Source organism: Spirosoma sp. 48-14, assembly GCF_001898575.1.
In the GTDB taxonomy this organism is placed as follows: domain Bacteria; phylum Bacteroidota; class Bacteroidia; order Cytophagales; family Spirosomataceae; genus Spirosoma.
The window spans coordinates 217979-235226 of sequence record NZ_MKUD01000009.1 but is presented as its reverse complement, the minus strand read 5'-3'; the positions used below and the strand labels follow the sequence as shown (position 1 = coordinate 235226).

Genomic DNA, 17248 nt, shown 5'->3' with positions numbered 1-17248 from the left:
GAGATTATTGCTTTGCTTCCATGACAACCCGGAAACCAACATCCCAGCCATTACCGGGGCCGGCAGCGTGGGTCATATAGGTAGCATTTTTTACATCACCGACAAATGAGGCTCCTTTCAGAACGTGTTGCGTACCTGAACGCGTAGGGGTTGGATCGGCAAAGGTTTTTCCATTGTAGTAGTCCTGTACCCATTCCCAAACGTTACCTAGTGTATCGTATAAACCCCAGGCGTTGGGCGTTTTCTGGCCTACTTTAGCCGTCGTGGGTGAACCCATCTGCGCTGATGCCCAGATTGCTTTCCAGGAGATGTCGTCATCAGCTCCAGCACGGGCGGCATATTCCCATTCGAATTCGGTGGGTAATCGGTAGTGGTGCTCTTTGTCGAGCGCGTTTAGTTTGGTGAGAAATTTTTGCGTATCCTGCCAGCTAACCTGTTCCACTGGATGCTGATCGGCATCGTCTTTGACGCGATCGCCCTGGAATGTGGATGGATTCGTTCCCATAACACGCTTCCACTGCCCCTGCGTTACTTCAAATTTGCCGATGTAGAACGGCTTACTGATCTTGACGTCAAATCCTGGCCGGGCGTCTTGTTTAACTAGATTCTCGGCAAGCTGATAGTCGGCCTTCGTCCATTGAACCCCGCTTTTTTTAGCCGTTTCCTCTGATTGGGGCGGACTGGGATAAGGTGGCTGAAATCGACCAACGACCATGCTCCCCGGCTGGATGCGCACGAAATCCATGCCGATAGTATTGGTAAAGGTAGTGGGTTGAGCGGCCAGCCGAGCCGTAAGGCCAATAAGGATGCCACTGATAATGAGTATCTTCATAGTAATCTGTGACGATGGTTATTTCGTTTCGGGTTTGCTCCAGTTTGTCCGCTCGGCCCGGCCCAACTTAAATATTTCCAACTCCTGCTGAGTCATACCGCCGGCAATGACGGGCGTTGTGGCACGTACCTCGGCCACTTCTTTGGGTGTTACCACAGAGGCTTTATTCCCCAGTTTACCGCTATTCCGAATATAACTTAGCACCGATGCAATCCATTTATCGTCGTTGCTACCCATCGATGGCATTATATCCCGGTAGGTCTTGCCATCCAGCGGCCCTTTCATACCATTGAGCAATAATTGGATAACCAGCGTTTTGTCGCCTTTTACCCGTGGTGAACCCACCAGTGGAGGGGCTGGCATCTGGGTACTTCCGGCTACTACGATGCCTTTACCGTCGGGACCGTGACAGGTGGCACATAGTTGCTTGAAAATAGTAGCGCCATTTGTGACCAGCGCCCGGTCGGCAGGGCTTAGGTTGCGGGTACGCTCCTGTTCGGCCAGCAGCATTTTCTGTGCTTCTGTAAAGGTCTTGTACGAGAACTGCATCAGTTCGTTCTGAGGGTTATCGGCCAGGAGTTGGGTCACCAGCGCCTTTGTACGAGGAGTCGAATGGCTCCGAAGCGACAGAGCCAGTTGGATACGAACGTCGGGGCTTGGGTCGCTGGTCATGGCGGCCAGTTTTTCAATCACCTCTGGGTCTTTCTTCGTCAAATAAACTTCACTGACCCAAACGGCTGCTTTACGAACCTGCGCGTCGGTATCCGTCAATGCTTTGAACAGCGTAGGCTTGTCGATGGCTTCGAGTCCTTCAAGAGTCCAGAGGGCGTGGATGCGGGCCAGGGCGCTTGGGTCCTTAGCTAAGAATGCCTTCTGTCCGGTGGCGATTTGTTGTAACGCTGGCACAACCGATTGATCATTTCTGACAACCAGAAGCAGTTGGGCGTTATCGCGCCACCAGCCGTTTGGATGATCCAGATAGGTTACCAGTTTACTACTTGGCTCATCGAGTAGAGTAGGCTTTTGGGTGTCGCGTTTGAAGTCGTCATGGACTATGCGATAAATTCGGCCCATCCCCCGATTTTTATAAAGCCCTTTATCCTGAATGACTTTGCCCAGATACGAACCCGGCTTGGTCCACTCGCTTTCCTGGATAATGCCGTGATACATATCCACTATGTAGAAGCAACCATCGGGACCCGTGTAGGTGTTGATGGGTCGGAAATTCATATCGGCCGATGCCAGCCAGTCTTTCTGTTTATAGGCGTCTTCGATATAGATTTTGCCGTTGCGGTTAACAACTTTTCCTCGCTTGATGATCCGGCCGACAGGTTCCGGAATGAAGTAATCGCCCTGCATATCGGTGGGCAGTCGGTCGCCCCGGAAAATGGATTGCCCGCAACCGGCCGTGTATTTGTTCAGCGTATTATCTTCTTTTCGGAGGGCTTCCCGACCACCCTGGGCATCCACATTCCCAATAATAGGCCAGGGTTTGGTGAAATCTTCGGTATATTGATCGGCAAAGTTTAATGCCCCATACGCCGGGTTTTGCTGAATCTGTACAGCTGGTAGCCCTGGTCCGGCTTCGGAATAAAACAGGCGACCGTAATTGTCCGTCGTCATACCCCACTGGCCAATCATGTTGTCGACCAGCGTATCGGCAATGAGTTTTCCGGCTTTGTATTTGTACCGGAGGTTGTCGCGGGTGGGATAAATCCAGTTGTCCAGATTCCAGATCAGGCCACCATTCTGATGCTCCAGATTCCGGGAGTCGATGACGTCGTTTCGGAAAACGATTTTTTTCTCGTCGGCTTTCCCATCACCATTTGTATCCCGATAACTCCAGATGTGCTGAATATTGGTAATACCGACCAGCAATTGATCACCTACAGGCAGGATGGTCCTGGGTAAAACAAGACTATCGATGAAAACGGTCGACTTATCCATTTTCCCATCGCCATCTGTATCCTCCAACCGTTTGATCCGACTGGTAGGTGCATATTCACCTGTGCCATTGGCGTCTTTCATGTAGGTGTTCATTTCGGCTACATACATGCGTCCGTTACCATCCCAGGCAATTGCGACGGGCTCTTGAACCATAGGCTCACTGGCGACCAGTTCGACATGAAATCCTGGGGGTAGCTGAATTTTTGCCATACTCGCTTCGGGCGATAGCGGTTCAATAGGCGGGTTGGTATCCAGCACAACTCTGGTAAAATCGCTTTTAGAAGTGGTTGTAGATGTTTTATTACAACCAAATGCGATGATAATGAGCGAAACAAAAAGAGCTGGTAATAGGAACGATTTCATAGTTAGGTCGGGGTAATATGGACATCTTGTCCGAGGTATTATTAAGCTAAGTTGTACTCAACTATGCAGACAGGATGTCTGTCCGCGTAACTTAGCGTTGTTCCTGGGCCCATTCAGGGGCATCCTGTTCAATGGCATGGCGGACTCGGGCCACAAGATCATCGACGGTATCTTCCGGGCTGTAGGGAAGGGGCGGTTTAAATTGGACGGTCAACAAGGTATTTCGTTTTTTAAAACGTAGCCCCTTCTTGTCGAATGCCCGACGAAAACCATTGATAACAACGGGTATTACGATAGGCTCATTGTTTTTGATCAGGTGGCCGGTGCCTTTGCGAATGGGCGCGTAGGGCGTTGTGGTACCCTGCGGAAAGCTAACCACCCAGCCGTGAGCCAGCGCATTCGCGATTTTATCATTGGCAGAGGTATCTACGCTCCGTTGAACTTCTCGCCCTTCTGCCCGCCAGGAACGTTCGATGGTTAAGGCACCAATAGCCGAAAAAACACGCGGAACGAAGCCCTTCTTCATGGTTTCTGATGCGGCTACATAATACTGGCGCGCTCTGGGGCCAAACAGATACATGGGCGGAACGATGGTATTCTGAAACCCCCATTTTACAGCACAGAAAATATGAAAGAACGCGATGACATCGGCGAAGTAGGTCTGATGGTTGGAAAGAAACAGGACGTTATTGATGGGCAGATTTTCCAGATTTTCGGTGCCTTCAATCTGTATGCGGTTCACTACGGTATAACGGGCATAGGTTAGCCAGCCTACAATGCAAATAAGTATTCGCCTGAGCAGAAGCGAACTGCCAAACGGATCGCAGTCAAATAGCCCAAGAATATCCAACGGCATCAGAAACTTCGGTAGGTAGCTGAATTTAGTTGGCTTGACGTATTTCATTTCGGTAATAGGGTCATAGGTAACGAGTAAAGTTAAAAGGATGCTGCAATGTTTTCAAGAAAAAATACAACGCCCTGATTAGCAGTATACCACTAACGTCATGAATCATTAAAATCGCTGACAATAAATTTTTTTTGCATGGGATTAATCCTTTTCAGTTTACGGCTCTCTAACCCATGAAAGTACTTAAAAAACAACCACTGCCTATAGCCGACGCTCTACACAATCAACTTCAGGTTTATCCATTTTTACTTACATTTTTTTCCCTTCAGAACCATGAAACGAATTGTGCTTGCCGGTGTCATTGCCCTCTTAACCCTCATTGTTATCCCATCTTCTTTTGCTCAGGTTCAGGTCGGAATTCGGGGCGGTGCTAACTGGGGGTTTGCTTCTAAACCCGATTTTATGGGTAGTTTACTGCCCGATTTATACCCCACTGTTGGCCCTACTGGCGCTATCTTTCTGGATATTCCGCTGAGTGATCGCGTATCGTTTCGGCCCGAGTTTGCCTATGTTCAGAAAGGGGTAGCCATCAAAGAAGGGGTAGATTTAAATCTGGGCGGATTTAATCTGCCGATTGGGGCCACCATCGCCTACCAGTCGCAACACCTGGAGATTCCGCTGCTGGCAAAAATCAACCTGACCGATGGTGCAGTTCAGCCCTACCTGATTGTTGGTCCTTCGGTAAGTTACGCTGTTGACGGGCGAATTCGTACACGAGCTTCTGCCTTATTTACGACGCAACCCTACGATATCGATGTTAACTATGGCGGTTCACTCAGCCGCTGGGACGTCGGCGCAGTGGGTGGCCTAGGGCTGGCGATGGATGCGGGTCCCGGAAAGTTCTTCTTCGAAGGCCGCTACACGCAGGGATTTACCCGTCAGATACAGGTTCCCGTTGTCAATCTCAACGTACGTAACCGTGGCGTCGCGGTTTCGCTCGGATACTCATTCCCGATTGGTTATTAACCAGTCCACCATTCACCATCCCACCCACTATACGAATTTGTTGAATCAACCTGAATCAGTAAAGGCGGAGCTAATCAGCTTCGCCTTTCTTATTTTGGTGGAATATCTGATTAAAATCAGGCAATTTTCCATTCGCTAAGTAGGATTGCCTGCTAAGATTGTGTTAATTTTACTGTCTATTTTTTCACTGAGCCGCTCGCACGGCCATTGTTGTTCTGGCGACACCTTATTTATGGCAAGATTCACAGATTTTGTTCGTTCAAACGCAACTGAACCGCACCGTATTCGTACCCGACAAATTCTTAAAGCGCATCCTGAAATCAAACAGTTAATCGGTCAGAAAAACCCTGCCACGTTCTGGGTTATTCTGGGCTGTGTAAGCATGATGGTGGGCATGGCCTGGCTGGTACGCGATCAGTCATGGTGGATTGTTGTGGCGGCTGCCTGGTTTATTGGCGCGTTTCCGGCGCACACCTTATTCGTTTGTATTCACGAAGCGGCCCACAATTTAATTTTCCGCAAACCAGGGGCCAATGCCTGGGCGGCTATTTTCGCGAACCTGCCGACGGTATTACCAACGGCTTTGTCGTTCAAGAATTTTCACATTAAACACCATGCCTTTCAGGGTGTACACGAACTGGATGCCGATCTGCCCGATTGGTACGAAGCGAAACTCATCAACAATTACTCCATTGGTAAAGCGCTTTGGCTACTTTTCTTTCCGATTTTCCAGGCCATTCGTACGCTTCGGATGCACGAGCTCGCGGTGATCGATAAATGGGTAGCGGCCAATATTATCGTACAGATAGCGTTCGATGCTGTAATTGTCTTCTTCTTTGGCTGGAAAGCACTGGCTTTTCTGCTGCTTTGTTTGTTCTTCTCGGTTGGGCTACACCCACTGGGCGCCCGCTGGATTCAGGAGCATTACCTGACGCTCGATCCTGAGCAGGAAACCTACAGTTACTACGGCCAATTGAACGGCTTGAACCTGAACGTTGGCTTCCATAACGAGCACCACGATTTTCCGTCTATCCCCTGGAATAGACTGCCTGAGATCAAAAAGTCAGCTCCTGAGTATTACGATACGCTGAAATACCATACGTCGTACGTTCGGTTGTTCTTCCGTTTCCTGTTCGATCAGGAGATTTCGCTTTACTCCCGGATTGTGCGTAAAGAACGCGGTCGTGTTACGGTTGCCGATCAATCGAAACCGGATTTGGAACTGATCGAGTCACAAGCGTTGAACAGACCCGCTAAAACGGCTGCCTGATCCTAGTGTTTGTTTGACCTGGGCAGGCGTTCAATGAACCAACTTGTTTGCCTATTTTAGATAAGTTGAAAAATGGGTTCCAGGCAAATGGTTTAACAGGCTTATCTTCAATAAAAAAAGTCCTCGCTACCAAAGCGAGGACTTTTTTTATTGAAGCCTAATCAGTGCTATTGCGCTTCGGCCCGCCAGGTGTTGTTCTTGGGATTGATGTCCGGTAGTTTTTCGTCGGGGTCAATCACAACGGTTTTGATGGGCGATGTCGAGTTGTATTTAAGCGTCCAGGAACCACCGCGTTGCCAGACTTCGATTGGTAAATTGACTCGACCTTTTTTGCCATTACTTTCGGTCACCTCGATCGTTGCGGGCATCGCCATTTTGTCAAGGTTTTCGATGGTAATCAACGAGCCTTTATCCGCGCTGCCATCCACATATTTTACGTCTTTAACACTCTGATCGAGCCGCCAGGTTTCGTAGAAAAAGCCGCGCCAGAACCAACCCAGATCTTCACCGGCACCGTCTTCGATACTGCGGAAGAAATCATAGGGAGTTGGGTGTTTGAACGCCCAGCGCTGCACGTAATTTTTGAAGGCAAAATCAAAACGGTCGGGGCCAAGAATGACATCGCGCAGGAGTTTCAGGCCGATACCCGGCTTGTAGTAAGCCAAAATGCCTAACGCTCTGGGCTGCTGAACATCGGGGATGGTCATAATCGGTTCAGTTGGGAAGGCCAGTGCGGGAGCCAGGTCATGCATGGTGCCCCGTTCGCGGTTGTACTCGCCCTTGTTGAAGTTGGCCGTCGACAGCCCGTTGATAAAAGTATTGAAGCCTTCGTCCATCCAGGGGAATTTTCGTTCGTTATTACCCACAATCATCGGGAACCAGTTATGCCCAAATTCGTGGTCGGTAACGCCCCAGAGCGCGTCTTTCTTATCGCGGTGGTCGCAGAAGATGATGCCCGGATACTCCATTCCACCTACAATACCGGCTACGTTTGTAGCGACGGGGTAGCTGAACTCATAAAGGTATTTTGAGTAAAACTCAACGCAGCCTTTTACATATTCGGTCGAGCGGTTCCACGAATCATTGGTCGCACTTTCGTTGGGGTAAACCGATTGGGCGAGAGCGGTTTTACCACTGGGGAGATTAATTCTGGCAGCATCCCAGACAAACGCGCGTGACGAAGCCCAGGCTACGTCGCGGCTATTTTCACACCGAAATTTCCAGGTAAGTGTACCCGATTTTTTCGGGCGGGAGTTAGCGTTTGTTACTTCATCTTTTCCACGGATAATTACGGTCTGGTCACTTTTGCGAGCCTGTTCCAGTCGTTTTTGCTGTTCGGCCGTCAGCACTTCGTTTGGATTCAGTAGTTCGCCGGAACCAACTACGATATGATCCCAGGGAGCGGTAATGCTGTATTCATAATCGCCATAATCGAGGTAGAACTCACCAGCGCCTAAGTAAGGGAGTACGTTCCAGCCTTCAATGTCATCGTAAACGCACATGCGCGGGTACCACTGAGCGATTTCATAGATGATCCCATCTTTCCGCTTGAGTTGCCCCATCCGGTCCGAACCGTATTCCGGAATTTTAAAAGAGTAGGCAATTTTTACTTTTATAACGTCACCTTTGGGTTTTACAGACTCGGCCAGGCGAACCTGCATGCGGGTATCTGTAATGACATAAGGAACGGTCGAAAACTTGCCTTTGCCCTGATCGACGCTTACACTGGAGATCGTTAACCCACCTGCAAACCCCTGGTTGCCAAATCTTCCCCCCGAAACAGGGGTCGTTTTAGCGGCTCGTGAGGTGTCGCTGAACGCATTCTGGTCCAGCTGGAGCCACAAATACCGTCATGACTCTGGCGAGTTGTTTTTATACGTGATCGTTACTTCGCCCGTAATGGAATTCTGCTGATCATCGAGTGTAACATTAATCTGGTAATCTGAGCGATTTTGCCAGTAGTTGGGTCCAGGAGCACCACTTCCGGTTCGATAATCGTTGCCCGGCTGCATGTTGAACAACGGATGAAATAGAGCCAGTGGGTCATATTTGGAACCCGGTGTGGAGGTTGACGAAGGAGACGTTTGGGCGAAGGAAGAGACACATAATGCCCAAATACCTGCCCAAAGAGCGATTTTTCTCATGAAATTCAGATGCGTAACTCGATTAATTGAGTAAACTTACTTTTCGATTGGCAGATGTTGATTACAAAAGCTGAACCAACTTTCTGATTCATATTCTCTTACAAATAACGCTATAAAGCCTTACAATTAGCTACTATTATACGGGAAGCCCCCAGTTGATGCCATGATGGACAAGTAAAAATAAGAATAGGCCCAGCCAGAGCACATCAACAAAATGCCAATACAAAGCAATGAGTTTGAGCTTGAGCCGATTGGGTGGGTTTACACTGTAGACAAAGGCATCGACATAAGGTCGTCGGAGTAAGGCTTCCCACAGGACTATCCCCAGTAGGATCAGGCCAACCAGGATATGCAGCAAATGCAGCCCGGAGATAATGTAGATGAAGCTACCGGCAGGGTTGCCTTCCAGGTGAATGCCGGCCCTGAACAGATCGCGCCAGCCCCAGCCCTGGAGGAGAATAAACAGAATACCAAGCCCGAGTGTAGTGGCCAGATTGGTACGGTAACTTCCAAATCGTTCATGCCAGAAAGCCTGTTTGGCATTGTTAAGTGTTAAACTGCTCAGTAGGATAACACCGGTACTAACCAAAAAGACGAGGGGTAGTTTTACGGTAGCCCAGTCTGATGCGGTTTGACGAACGATATAGGTAATCAGCAACATGGTAAAAAGCATCGTACTGCTGGCGATGCCCAGCCAGACCATAAAACGAGATGGTTCACGCCGTTTGGTCACGAAGTTGCTCATAGTAACAGAGGTTGTTAATCGGGACTCGTTAATGGAATAACGATTGGAAGGGATTTATAATTTCCCTAACCAAACGCTGTATGCCTGAAATTGGTTTGGCGTGGTAATGGGCGCGTTAAAGATGCCGTATACGGTTGATCCAGAGCCGCTCATGCTCGCATAAACAGCCCCTTCCTCATACAGTTGTTGTTTAATGTCGGCTAAACGTGGATACCTGGGAAATAGGCTGTCTTCGAAATCGTTATGAATGGTATTGCGCCAGTTATCGATTGGCGCCTGTAACTGTTCGAACAACGACAGTTCGGGTTGATGTGGTCGAACTCCTGCATACGCTTCGGCCGTTGAGATAGCCAGATTGGGGTAAACGAGCAGGATGTAATACCCTGTCAGATCAACCGAAATCTCTGAGAAAACATCACCTTTCTCCAGGCAATACAGGGGGCGATTCTGAACAAAAAAGGCACAGTCACTTCCCAACGTCCGGGCATAATCCTCCAACTGGGCGATGCCTAAGCCGAGGGCAAACTGGTCATTCAGCAATTTCAGTGTGAAGGCTGCATCGGCCGAGCCCCCACCTAAACCCGCTCCAATAGGCACAATCTTATGTAAATGCATGGACACAGGAGGTAGGTCGAAATCGGCTTTCAGTAGGTTATAGGCCCGAACGCACAGATTAGTTTGGCCATCACCCGGAATAGGCAGGCCACTGCTGCTGAATCTAAAATCGGTAGCTGGAATAGTTTCCAGTATGTCCCCCCAGGTTACGGGATAAAAACAGGATTGTAGATTATGATAGCCATCCGGTCGTTTTTCGGTGATCCGAAGGCCAATGTTGATTTTACAGGTTGGAAACGCAATCAAATGAAGGATGAATTAAAGCTTTTACACGATGATGTAAAAATAGGATGCTATAGTTCATCATTTACTTGATGGAGACAACTTTAAATTCGGTTCGGCGATTTCGCTGGTGTTCGGCTTCGGTACAGATCACACCGTCGGTGCAGTTATTGACTAACTGCGATTCGCCCATGCCCAGGGTGGCCATTCGCCGACGGCTAATGCCTTTTGAAACCAGGTAATCTGCAACCTGTTTGGCTCGTTCCAGCGACAGAGCTTTATTTCGCTCCGCATCGCCCCGGCTGTCGGTATGCGACCGGATTTCGATGATCAGCGACGGGTATTTGCGCATGGTAGCCACAACTTTATCCAGTTCGCGCATGGCAGCAGGACGAAGGCTGAACTGATCGAGATCGTAATAAATATTATCAATCGTAACCACATCGCCCACACTCAGCATTTTCAGGTCAGCCGACAGTTCCTTGGGCTTTGCCTTGGGGGCTATCTTTTTGATTTTACTGGTATTGGTGCCAAAGGATGGCTTTGAGGCAATCAACGTATAATCGCAGCCCTCGTTAATGTCGAACGAGTAATGGCCGTCGGCCCCGGTTATGTATTCTTTTATCGAATTATCACATTCGTTTCGAAGGCGTACTTTCACCCCTGCGAGCGGCTTGCGGTTATTGTCGCCCAAAACGGTCCCCTGAATGCGTGATCGGGTAAGGGCAGGGGCCGGTGTCGATTGCGCTTCTGAAATGGTATCGATCGGAACGGTTGGCTTCAGTAAACCGATTTCCAGTCGGCTGGGCTGATCATCGACTAATGAACGAGTTGTGAAACCAACGGTGCTGTTGATATACCCATCGCGGCTGGCTTTGAAGGTAAATGTATTACTTCCGGGAAGGCAAATGCGAACGAGGCCGTTCTGGTCACTTAGCAGGGTTTGGTCGGGTTGCCCATCTGCATTGGACTTCACCAGCACACTGACGCTGTCTAAAGGCTGGTCAGTAAAGGTATCGTATAACCGGATGGTCAGGTCGCGGCATCCATACAGAGAGCTTTCGCGGACAAACCGATAAATGTCGTCACTACCATCGCGTCGGTTTGTACTGAAATAACCCGCCTTCCGATTAGCGTCGGTGATGAGGCCAAAATCGTCCTGTGGCGAATTGATGGGTGCATCCAGATGTTCAATCGACTGGACGGTTATTCCATTGGTTAAGGTAGCATAATAAATATCCAGTCCACCCAAACCCTTTCGGCCGTCGGAAGCAAAGTAGAGGTTACCAGCATCATCGGCAAACGGAAATAATTCGTTTCCTTTCGAGTTAATGGTACTGCCCAGATTGACAGGCCGACTCCATTTTCCGTTCTGGAAGCGCGTTACATACAGGTCGGTTCCGCCAAAACCACCGGGCATATCCGAAGAGAAATAGAGCAGTTCGTCGCTCTTATTCAGGGTCGGATGCCCCACCGAGTATTCATCACTATTGAACGGCAGTTCGACAATGTCAGTCCAGGCGCCATTTTCCTGAACAGCCGTGTACAGTTTTAACTTATTGACCCCCTCCGAACTCTTACTGGCCCGACCGTTATTGTAATTGTTACGGGTAAAAATGATCTGTGAGCCGTCGTGCGAGAACGTGGCTGGCCCTTCATGGTATTTGGTGTTCAGTGTCTGGCTGAAGCGTTTGGAAACATTCTGTGAACTCGCATTGGCTGCGTAGCCCAGCCCTTCTGAAATGTTGATGCCCTGGCCAAAATTGGGTATAGTCGGCGAATCATTCGGTGTTTGACGGCTGTAGCTTCCGGCGGAGCGGTCATCTCGGGCAGGTGTAGTGACAGGGCGGCTGGTAGTGCCGTCGGCATTGAGAATGCTGCTCACCTTCAGGTTATTCCGATTGGGTAAATAAAAGAGATCCAGGTAGCCTGCTCCACCACCACTGCCTGTGGTTTCGATGGCAGACCCTCCCTTTTTACCGGCCACATAGACGAGGCCATCCTGGTAATAGGCCGGGCTGAACTCTTCTCCCGATGTGTTGAAATCCAGAAACTCCAGTCGGTACTTAACTGGCTCTTTACGAGGACTTGCCGAAGAACTGCCTGCCGTCGAAGCCGTTATAGCTGCGCGGGGTGGTTGTTTGTCTTTGAGTTGTTCATAGCGCTCAAACATTTTCTGCCCTTCCTGGAACTTACCATTACCGACCAGCGTCTGGGCAAAAAGCAGAAGTAATTGGGGGTTAGGCTCAGGGTTAGCGGTTAAGGCTTCCCGGTAAAAGCGCTCAGCTTTTGCGCCATCACCAACCTGGCGGTAGGCAGAAGCCAGCTGGCTTTGTACAGTTATTTTTTGCGTGGGCGTGAGCTGATCGGCCTGCTCGTTCAAGAGCTGCGAGTAGGCTTCAATAGCTCGGCCATAGGCCTTATAGCTGAGCAGACGGTCGGCCTGCTGCAGCAACGAGTCTACCTGTGCCCAAGCCTGTAAACTGCTTAGCCACAGAAACCCACCTATGATCCATACGATCCACTTGTTACTCATTGGTATTACCCCCTACGGCCAGCTACACGATCTCCCTACGAAAAACGAAATTGGCCAAAAATCATTGCTACAAAAGTTATCTTACTAAGGTCAGGAACCGAACAAATTCGCGTCCGTCGCTGAGTCGAATCTGGTAATAGTATGTACCATCTGGCAACCCCTGTCGACTATCGGCTGTTTTGACTCCCTGATTGGATGTGCCGTCCCAGTCATTTTTGTAATTCATAGTCTGATAAACCAGATGCCCCCATCGGTTGTAAATCTCTACCTGTATGGTTACGCCTGTAGGAACATTCTGAATAACGAATCGATCATTAATCCCGTCGCCGTTGGGCGAAAAACCCTCTGGAATAAAAACACTCGAATATTCTTCGCCCTGCACTGAATGCAGCGTGATAACGGTTGGTTCATCGTTATCGGTTGGATTACCATTCTGGTCAGGGTCGGTATCGAGGCCATTGGTCGACCGATCGCGGCAGATGGTGCCCGTTGCATCGATGGCCTGAGCCATTGCTTTATTGGTGAATGTTAAGGTGTTGGCCTGACTTACATCCAATCGGACCGTCAGCCACGCATGAGCCTGTTCACCTGCCTTTAACGTCCCTCCGGTTACTAAAATAGTATCGGCACCAAGCCCGGTATAGTTCTTGTTTGCAACCAGACCGCTATCGACGCGAACGTTGACCGACCGAATCTGAGCACCAGCTCCCGAAAAAGCTGCGTCCAGATCATCCGCTAATTGTATTCCTGTCAGGGTCTGCTTACCAAGGTTGGCAACAGTGAGTTGATACGTAAGTTCAACCAGACGTTTTTGGTTTTCGGTTAGCCAGATCGGTTCCGCTACTTTTTTGCTAAGTCCCACAAGTTCGCGTGAAGATGCCGTCACCAGTTTTTGGGCCGATGCACCTACACAGGGCCCATCACCGTCCGGGTCGGCTATAGACACCGTAAACAACGTGGCTCCCCGCTGACGGTCGGCCTCAGAGAGTAGATAGCGGGCGTTGGTTTCAGTGCTGGTAAATAAGCCCCCGCCGTCACTCTGCCAGGAGGGTTTTGTGGCCGAGCCTCCTAGCTGTGCCGTTAAACGAACAACGCCTTTTGCCGGATCGAGAGAGTCGAGTCGGATGGCTACGAAAGCTGGGTTGCTCAGGCAGGGAGGTATCGCGTTCTGGCAGGGTTTGATAGTGGCAACGATGGCTATTGGCGCTGTATAACACCCATCGGCTGTTCGGCCAAATAGGTAATAGGTTCCGGCTCCCACGGCTCCAGGCGATTGTACTGCCGGAGCAAGTAGCGAGGCTCCGGTTCGAAATTCATACCGTTGTATCGAAACGTCTTTGTTGATAATGGCTTTCGACAGATCAACGGTTTGAAACGGACAGTTACTTGTTAAATTGGTTTGCAGGTTGAGCGGGTTGCTGGCCGATCGAACGGTTATCGAAACGGCCTGAGAGCTGTCACTCTGGCATGAACCAATTTGGCAGACAGCCCGGTAACTAATTGATGAATAAGGTGTTATTGTTCGGGTCAGTCCTTCGGTTCCATCGGCCCAGCGAACGGTTCCGAGGCAGCCTGAAGCCGTCAGTCGGATCGTCTGGCCTGCGCATATATCACGCCTATCGGCAGAGACGGCGGGCGTTTGGGGAGTCGCTACCTCAATGGAGCGAGGAATGGATGGATTGCTTATGCAATTGTTTTGCTCGCAGGTTGCCCTGAAAGCAGTTGACGTTTGCAAAGTTGTTACCCAGGTTTTTCCCACAGCTTGTTCCGTTCCGTCCTGACTGACCCAATGAACCGTACCAGCGCAATTGGCCGCCGTTAACGTTACAGGTTGACCGGGGCACACAATCTTTGAAGAGGTAGTTACAGTAGGGGCTTCTGGTGTATTGACGGTAATTTTCCAGACGTCGGCAAAACAACTGATGCAACCTGGCTTTGCTCGGCAAATAGCCGTATATTTTGTTGTCTGCTGTGGTTTGACGCTGATTGTCGAGCCTGTGTCGCCATTCGACCAGACAACTGTTCCCGAACAGCCAGTTGCGGTTAATGAAACAATTTCGTTGCGACAAATGGCTTTCGCAGAGCCTATGATTATGGGAGGCTCTGGGTGCTGACAGGTATCGGCTGGTATATGCGTGTTCGACGTCGCCATGACGCTTGACCACGAAAGTAGCCAGACGACCATCCACCCATACCTTTCGATAAAAATATACAGTAGTCGTTTCCTCATCAATATACGTTGCTTGACAGGATATAGGACGAATTTCATGCCAAGCCCTTTTTTTTAGTAAATGAACCGGGTTGGTTGAGGTATTTATGGGATTACCCTGTCAATTTTTTGAGTGAATGGTCAGTTGCGATGCCTGAAGGAAATAGTCGGGGTGTGCCTCATAAACCATGCCAACATAAAGGCCTTTTTGTTTACAAAAGGATACCTTTACGATTATACAAGACTACAAGTTTAATTAAATGTATACCAAAAGCCGTTAAAAGGATTTATTTGATTTTTAAGAAGTAGTAACACGAATAGAAAAGACCTGATTGATGCTGCTCGGCAGTTCGGATTGGTCGTGCGTAACGAATAGGATTGTTTTACTGGTAAAGCTGTCGATCAACTGTCTGGCTAACTGCACATGGCTATGGTCGATAGCCTGAAACGGCTCGTCAAGAAGCAGAACGGGGGCATTTTTTAAAAAGGCTCGAATCAGCAATACCAATCGCTGCTCACCTGCCGACAATGTGCCAAACGAGCGCTGAAGCAACTGGGTCAGCCCGAAATAATCAAACAATGACGATAAATCAGCTTCAGAAGCGGGCGTAACCTGGCTGGGTGGGGTAAGTGTATCGGTCAGCCCGGTGAGGGCTACCTGACGAGCAGTCAGGTGTTGAGGGAAATAAAGATGCAATTCGGGCGAAATAAAGCCAATGCGCCGTTTCACATCCCAGATGCTTTCGCCCGACTTCCCGCGTCGACGGCCGAATACGCGTACATCATTTGAATAAGCCTGCGGATGGTCGCCATATAGCAGGCTAAGTAGCACCGATTTACCAGCCCCGTTCCGCCCAAACAACGCCCAGCGTTCACCGGTCCGAACTGCCCAGTCAATACCATTGAGGATGATAGTGTCGCCATATCGGACTGTTACATCACAAAGGCGAAAAGCTTCATCAAAGTCGGATGCTGGAGCAGAGACCTGTAAGGCTGGTGGTGGTACCGATGGAGGCTCTGGCGGATTGTATTGATAAGCTTCTTTGGGGCCAGACCAGGCAATTCGTCCTTTCTCCAAGACAACCACATGCGTTACAAAGGCCGGAATGTTATCTGGTTCTTTAACCAGTATAAGCGTTAGCCCGTGGTGTATGAGTTCGCCGAGCCAATCGGTCAATTCGGCGCGAAAAGTGGAGTCGAGACCTACAAAAGGGCTATCCAGTAACAGAACGGAGGGGTGTTTAAGCAAGGCTTTGCCAATGCGAGCTTTACGAGTTTGGCCATTGGATAACTTGATGAACGATCGATTGAGCAAAGGAGATAATCCCAGGCGGTCGACCAGATTGGTAGATTCCTCCGTATCGGTCAGTTGTAAGAAGTCACGTAAGGTTGGGGTCGATGAATAGCTACCATCGGTGCCTTCGTCGCTCATGGTAGCCTGGTAACGTTGTTGATAGAAATAACTGCTGTAAGAAAAACGGCTTGATTCTTCCTTGAACGATACGAATTCAGTACGCGCCTGGCGTATGAGTGTGCCAGGTGGTGCATGAAAGTGCCCGGCAAGCGTCTGTAAAAATGTAGTTTTACCACTGCCCGTTGGACCTACTACAGCCCAGCATTCGCCCGGACGGAGTGTAAAGGTTAAATCGGTTAAAACAGGCTGGCCACTTCGACGGACAGTCAGGCCATTTAGCGTAATCAACTCGGCAGAAAGAGACATAAAAAAAGTAGGCAACTTTACAAAGTTACCTACTTCACTCTATTTCGGTCATCAATTTACCGAGCTTGGCCGATAATCGATATTAATAAATCTGACTTCGTTACTTAGTTGGTCATTGACCGGGGGCGCGTCGTTGAGGGCGATGTACTTGTGCTACTACGAGTACGAGTTGAACCGTTAGTTGTGGTCCCGTTATTTAACCGATCAGTGGTGCCCATTGTACTTTGTGGATCGGTTGTCGTTGTTGTACCCGTATTAGTCGTCCCCGTATTCATCGTCCCAGTCCCAGTACCATAGGTTGTACCTGTTCCGGTTGTTGAGTTATTGATACCCGTTTGCGGCTGCGTTTGATAGGTACCCGTTGTCGGCTGCGGATTCACCGTCGTTGGCGTTGTTGGCTGAGTAGGGTACGTACTCATGTTCGTATTAGTTGCCGGATTTGTTGAATTCGTGGTTCCAGTTGGCGGTTGCGACTGGTAGGTACCCGAGTTGGTCCGGGTTCCTGTAGTTGGTAATGTTCCGGTTGTTCCTGCGTTGGAATTGGTTGTCGTATTGGTCGTTTGTGCTGTTGCACTAAAGGCGATGCCGGCTACCAGCATGCATCCCATTATCATTACTTTTTTCATCGTTGAGTTCTGTTATTGCTTGATATTCTATGGTATAACTATACTAATTCTGAGTTGTTTTAATTTTTATTGAAAAATGTACGTTTCTTCATGAAAAAAGGCAGGAAGATTTGTTCTTCCTGCCTTTAGCGTATATGAAAACAGTC

11 protein-coding genes and 1 pseudogene are annotated in these 17248 nt (G+C 49.3%); 2 read left to right on the top strand and 10 right to left on the bottom strand.

What is annotated here, in order from left to right:
• Positions 1–4: 4 nt before the first annotated feature.
• From BGO59_RS07700 to BGO59_RS07690, 3 genes are all read right to left on the bottom strand, one after another.
• Positions 5–832 (bottom strand): formylglycine-generating enzyme family protein, encoded by an 828-nt coding sequence (locus tag BGO59_RS07700; RefSeq protein ID WP_293682856.1) that lies wholly within the window; start codon positions 830–832, stop codon positions 5–7.
• A gap of 18 nt (positions 833–850) precedes the next feature.
• On the bottom strand, positions 851–3142 hold the full coding sequence (locus BGO59_RS07695) for a HEAT repeat domain-containing protein (protein ID WP_293682854.1): 2292 nt from the start codon (positions 3140–3142) through the stop codon (positions 851–853).
• Positions 3143–3233: 91 nt separating this feature from the next.
• Entirely contained in the window at positions 3234–4046 is an 813-nt protein-coding gene (locus tag BGO59_RS07690; RefSeq protein WP_293682852.1) for a 1-acyl-sn-glycerol-3-phosphate acyltransferase, read from the bottom strand.
• A 276-nt stretch (positions 4047–4322) separates the two neighbouring features.
• Between BGO59_RS07690 and BGO59_RS07685 the strand changes: the two genes are divergently transcribed.
• Positions 4323–5015 (top strand): porin family protein, encoded by a 693-nt coding sequence (locus tag BGO59_RS07685; RefSeq protein WP_293682850.1) that lies wholly within the window; start codon positions 4323–4325, stop codon positions 5013–5015.
• Positions 5016–5247: 232 nt separating this feature from the next.
• A complete protein-coding gene (locus tag BGO59_RS07680; protein WP_293682848.1) occupies positions 5248–6285 on the top strand; it encodes a fatty acid desaturase in 1038 nt (345 codons plus the stop codon).
• Between the two features lie 167 nt (positions 6286–6452).
• On the opposite strand, the pseudogene BGO59_RS07675 reads toward BGO59_RS07680, so the two are convergent.
• The 7 genes and pseudogenes from BGO59_RS07675 to BGO59_RS07645 form a co-directional block, all read right to left on the bottom strand.
• Positions 6453–8297, bottom strand: a pseudogene (locus BGO59_RS07675) (M1 family metallopeptidase).
• 268 nt (positions 8298–8565) lie between these two features.
• Positions 8566–9174, bottom strand: coding sequence for a cytochrome c oxidase subunit 3 (locus BGO59_RS07670; protein WP_293682846.1), 609 nt, complete (start codon positions 9172–9174; stop codon positions 8566–8568).
• A 54-nt stretch (positions 9175–9228) separates the two neighbouring features.
• On the bottom strand, positions 9229–10035 hold the full coding sequence (gene ispE, locus BGO59_RS07665; protein WP_293682844.1) for a 4-(cytidine 5'-diphospho)-2-C-methyl-D-erythritol kinase: 807 nt from the start codon (positions 10033–10035) through the stop codon (positions 9229–9231).
• A gap of 61 nt (positions 10036–10096) precedes the next feature.
• On the bottom strand, positions 10097–12547 hold the full coding sequence (locus BGO59_RS07660; protein ID WP_293682842.1) for an OmpA family protein: 2451 nt from the start codon (positions 12545–12547) through the stop codon (positions 10097–10099).
• A 76-nt stretch (positions 12548–12623) separates the two neighbouring features.
• The gene (locus BGO59_RS07655; RefSeq protein WP_293682840.1) at positions 12624–14816 is read right to left on the bottom strand and encodes a gliding motility-associated C-terminal domain-containing protein; all 2193 of its coding nucleotides are present in this window, start codon (positions 14814–14816) and stop codon (positions 12624–12626) included.
• Positions 14817–15054: 238 nt separating this feature from the next.
• Positions 15055–16476, bottom strand: coding sequence for an ATP-binding cassette domain-containing protein (locus BGO59_RS07650; RefSeq protein WP_293682838.1), 1422 nt, complete (start codon positions 16474–16476; stop codon positions 15055–15057).
• Positions 16477–16580: 104 nt separating this feature from the next.
• Entirely contained in the window at positions 16581–17102 is a 522-nt protein-coding gene (locus tag BGO59_RS07645) for a hypothetical protein (RefSeq protein WP_293682836.1), read from the bottom strand.
• Positions 17103–17248 lie beyond the last annotated feature (146 nt).

Coding starts and splice junctions, on each gene's coding strand:
- BGO59_RS07650 (WP_293682838.1), bottom strand. CDS start 16,476: ATGTCTCTTTCTGCCGAGTTGATTACGCTAAATGGCCTGACTGTCCGT.
- BGO59_RS07660 (WP_293682842.1), bottom strand. CDS start 12,547: ATGAGTAACAAGTGGATCGTATGGATCATAGGTGGGTTTCTGTGGCTA.
- BGO59_RS07670 (WP_293682846.1), bottom strand. CDS start 9,174: ATGAGCAACTTCGTGACCAAACGGCGTGAACCATCTCGTTTTATGGTC.
- BGO59_RS07655 (WP_293682840.1), bottom strand. CDS start 14,816: ATGAAATTCGTCCTATATCCTGTCAAGCAACGTATATTGATGAGGAAA.
- BGO59_RS07680 (WP_293682848.1), top strand. CDS start 5,248: ATGGCAAGATTCACAGATTTTGTTCGTTCAAACGCAACTGAACCGCAC.
- BGO59_RS07685 (WP_293682850.1), top strand. CDS start 4,323: ATGAAACGAATTGTGCTTGCCGGTGTCATTGCCCTCTTAACCCTCATT.
- BGO59_RS07645 (WP_293682836.1), bottom strand. CDS start 17,102: ATGAAAAAAGTAATGATAATGGGATGCATGCTGGTAGCCGGCATCGCC.
- BGO59_RS07690 (WP_293682852.1), bottom strand. CDS start 4,046: ATGAAATACGTCAAGCCAACTAAATTCAGCTACCTACCGAAGTTTCTG.
- BGO59_RS07700 (WP_293682856.1), bottom strand. CDS start 832: ATGAAGATACTCATTATCAGTGGCATCCTTATTGGCCTTACGGCTCGG.
- BGO59_RS07695 (WP_293682854.1), bottom strand. CDS start 3,142: ATGAAATCGTTCCTATTACCAGCTCTTTTTGTTTCGCTCATTATCATC.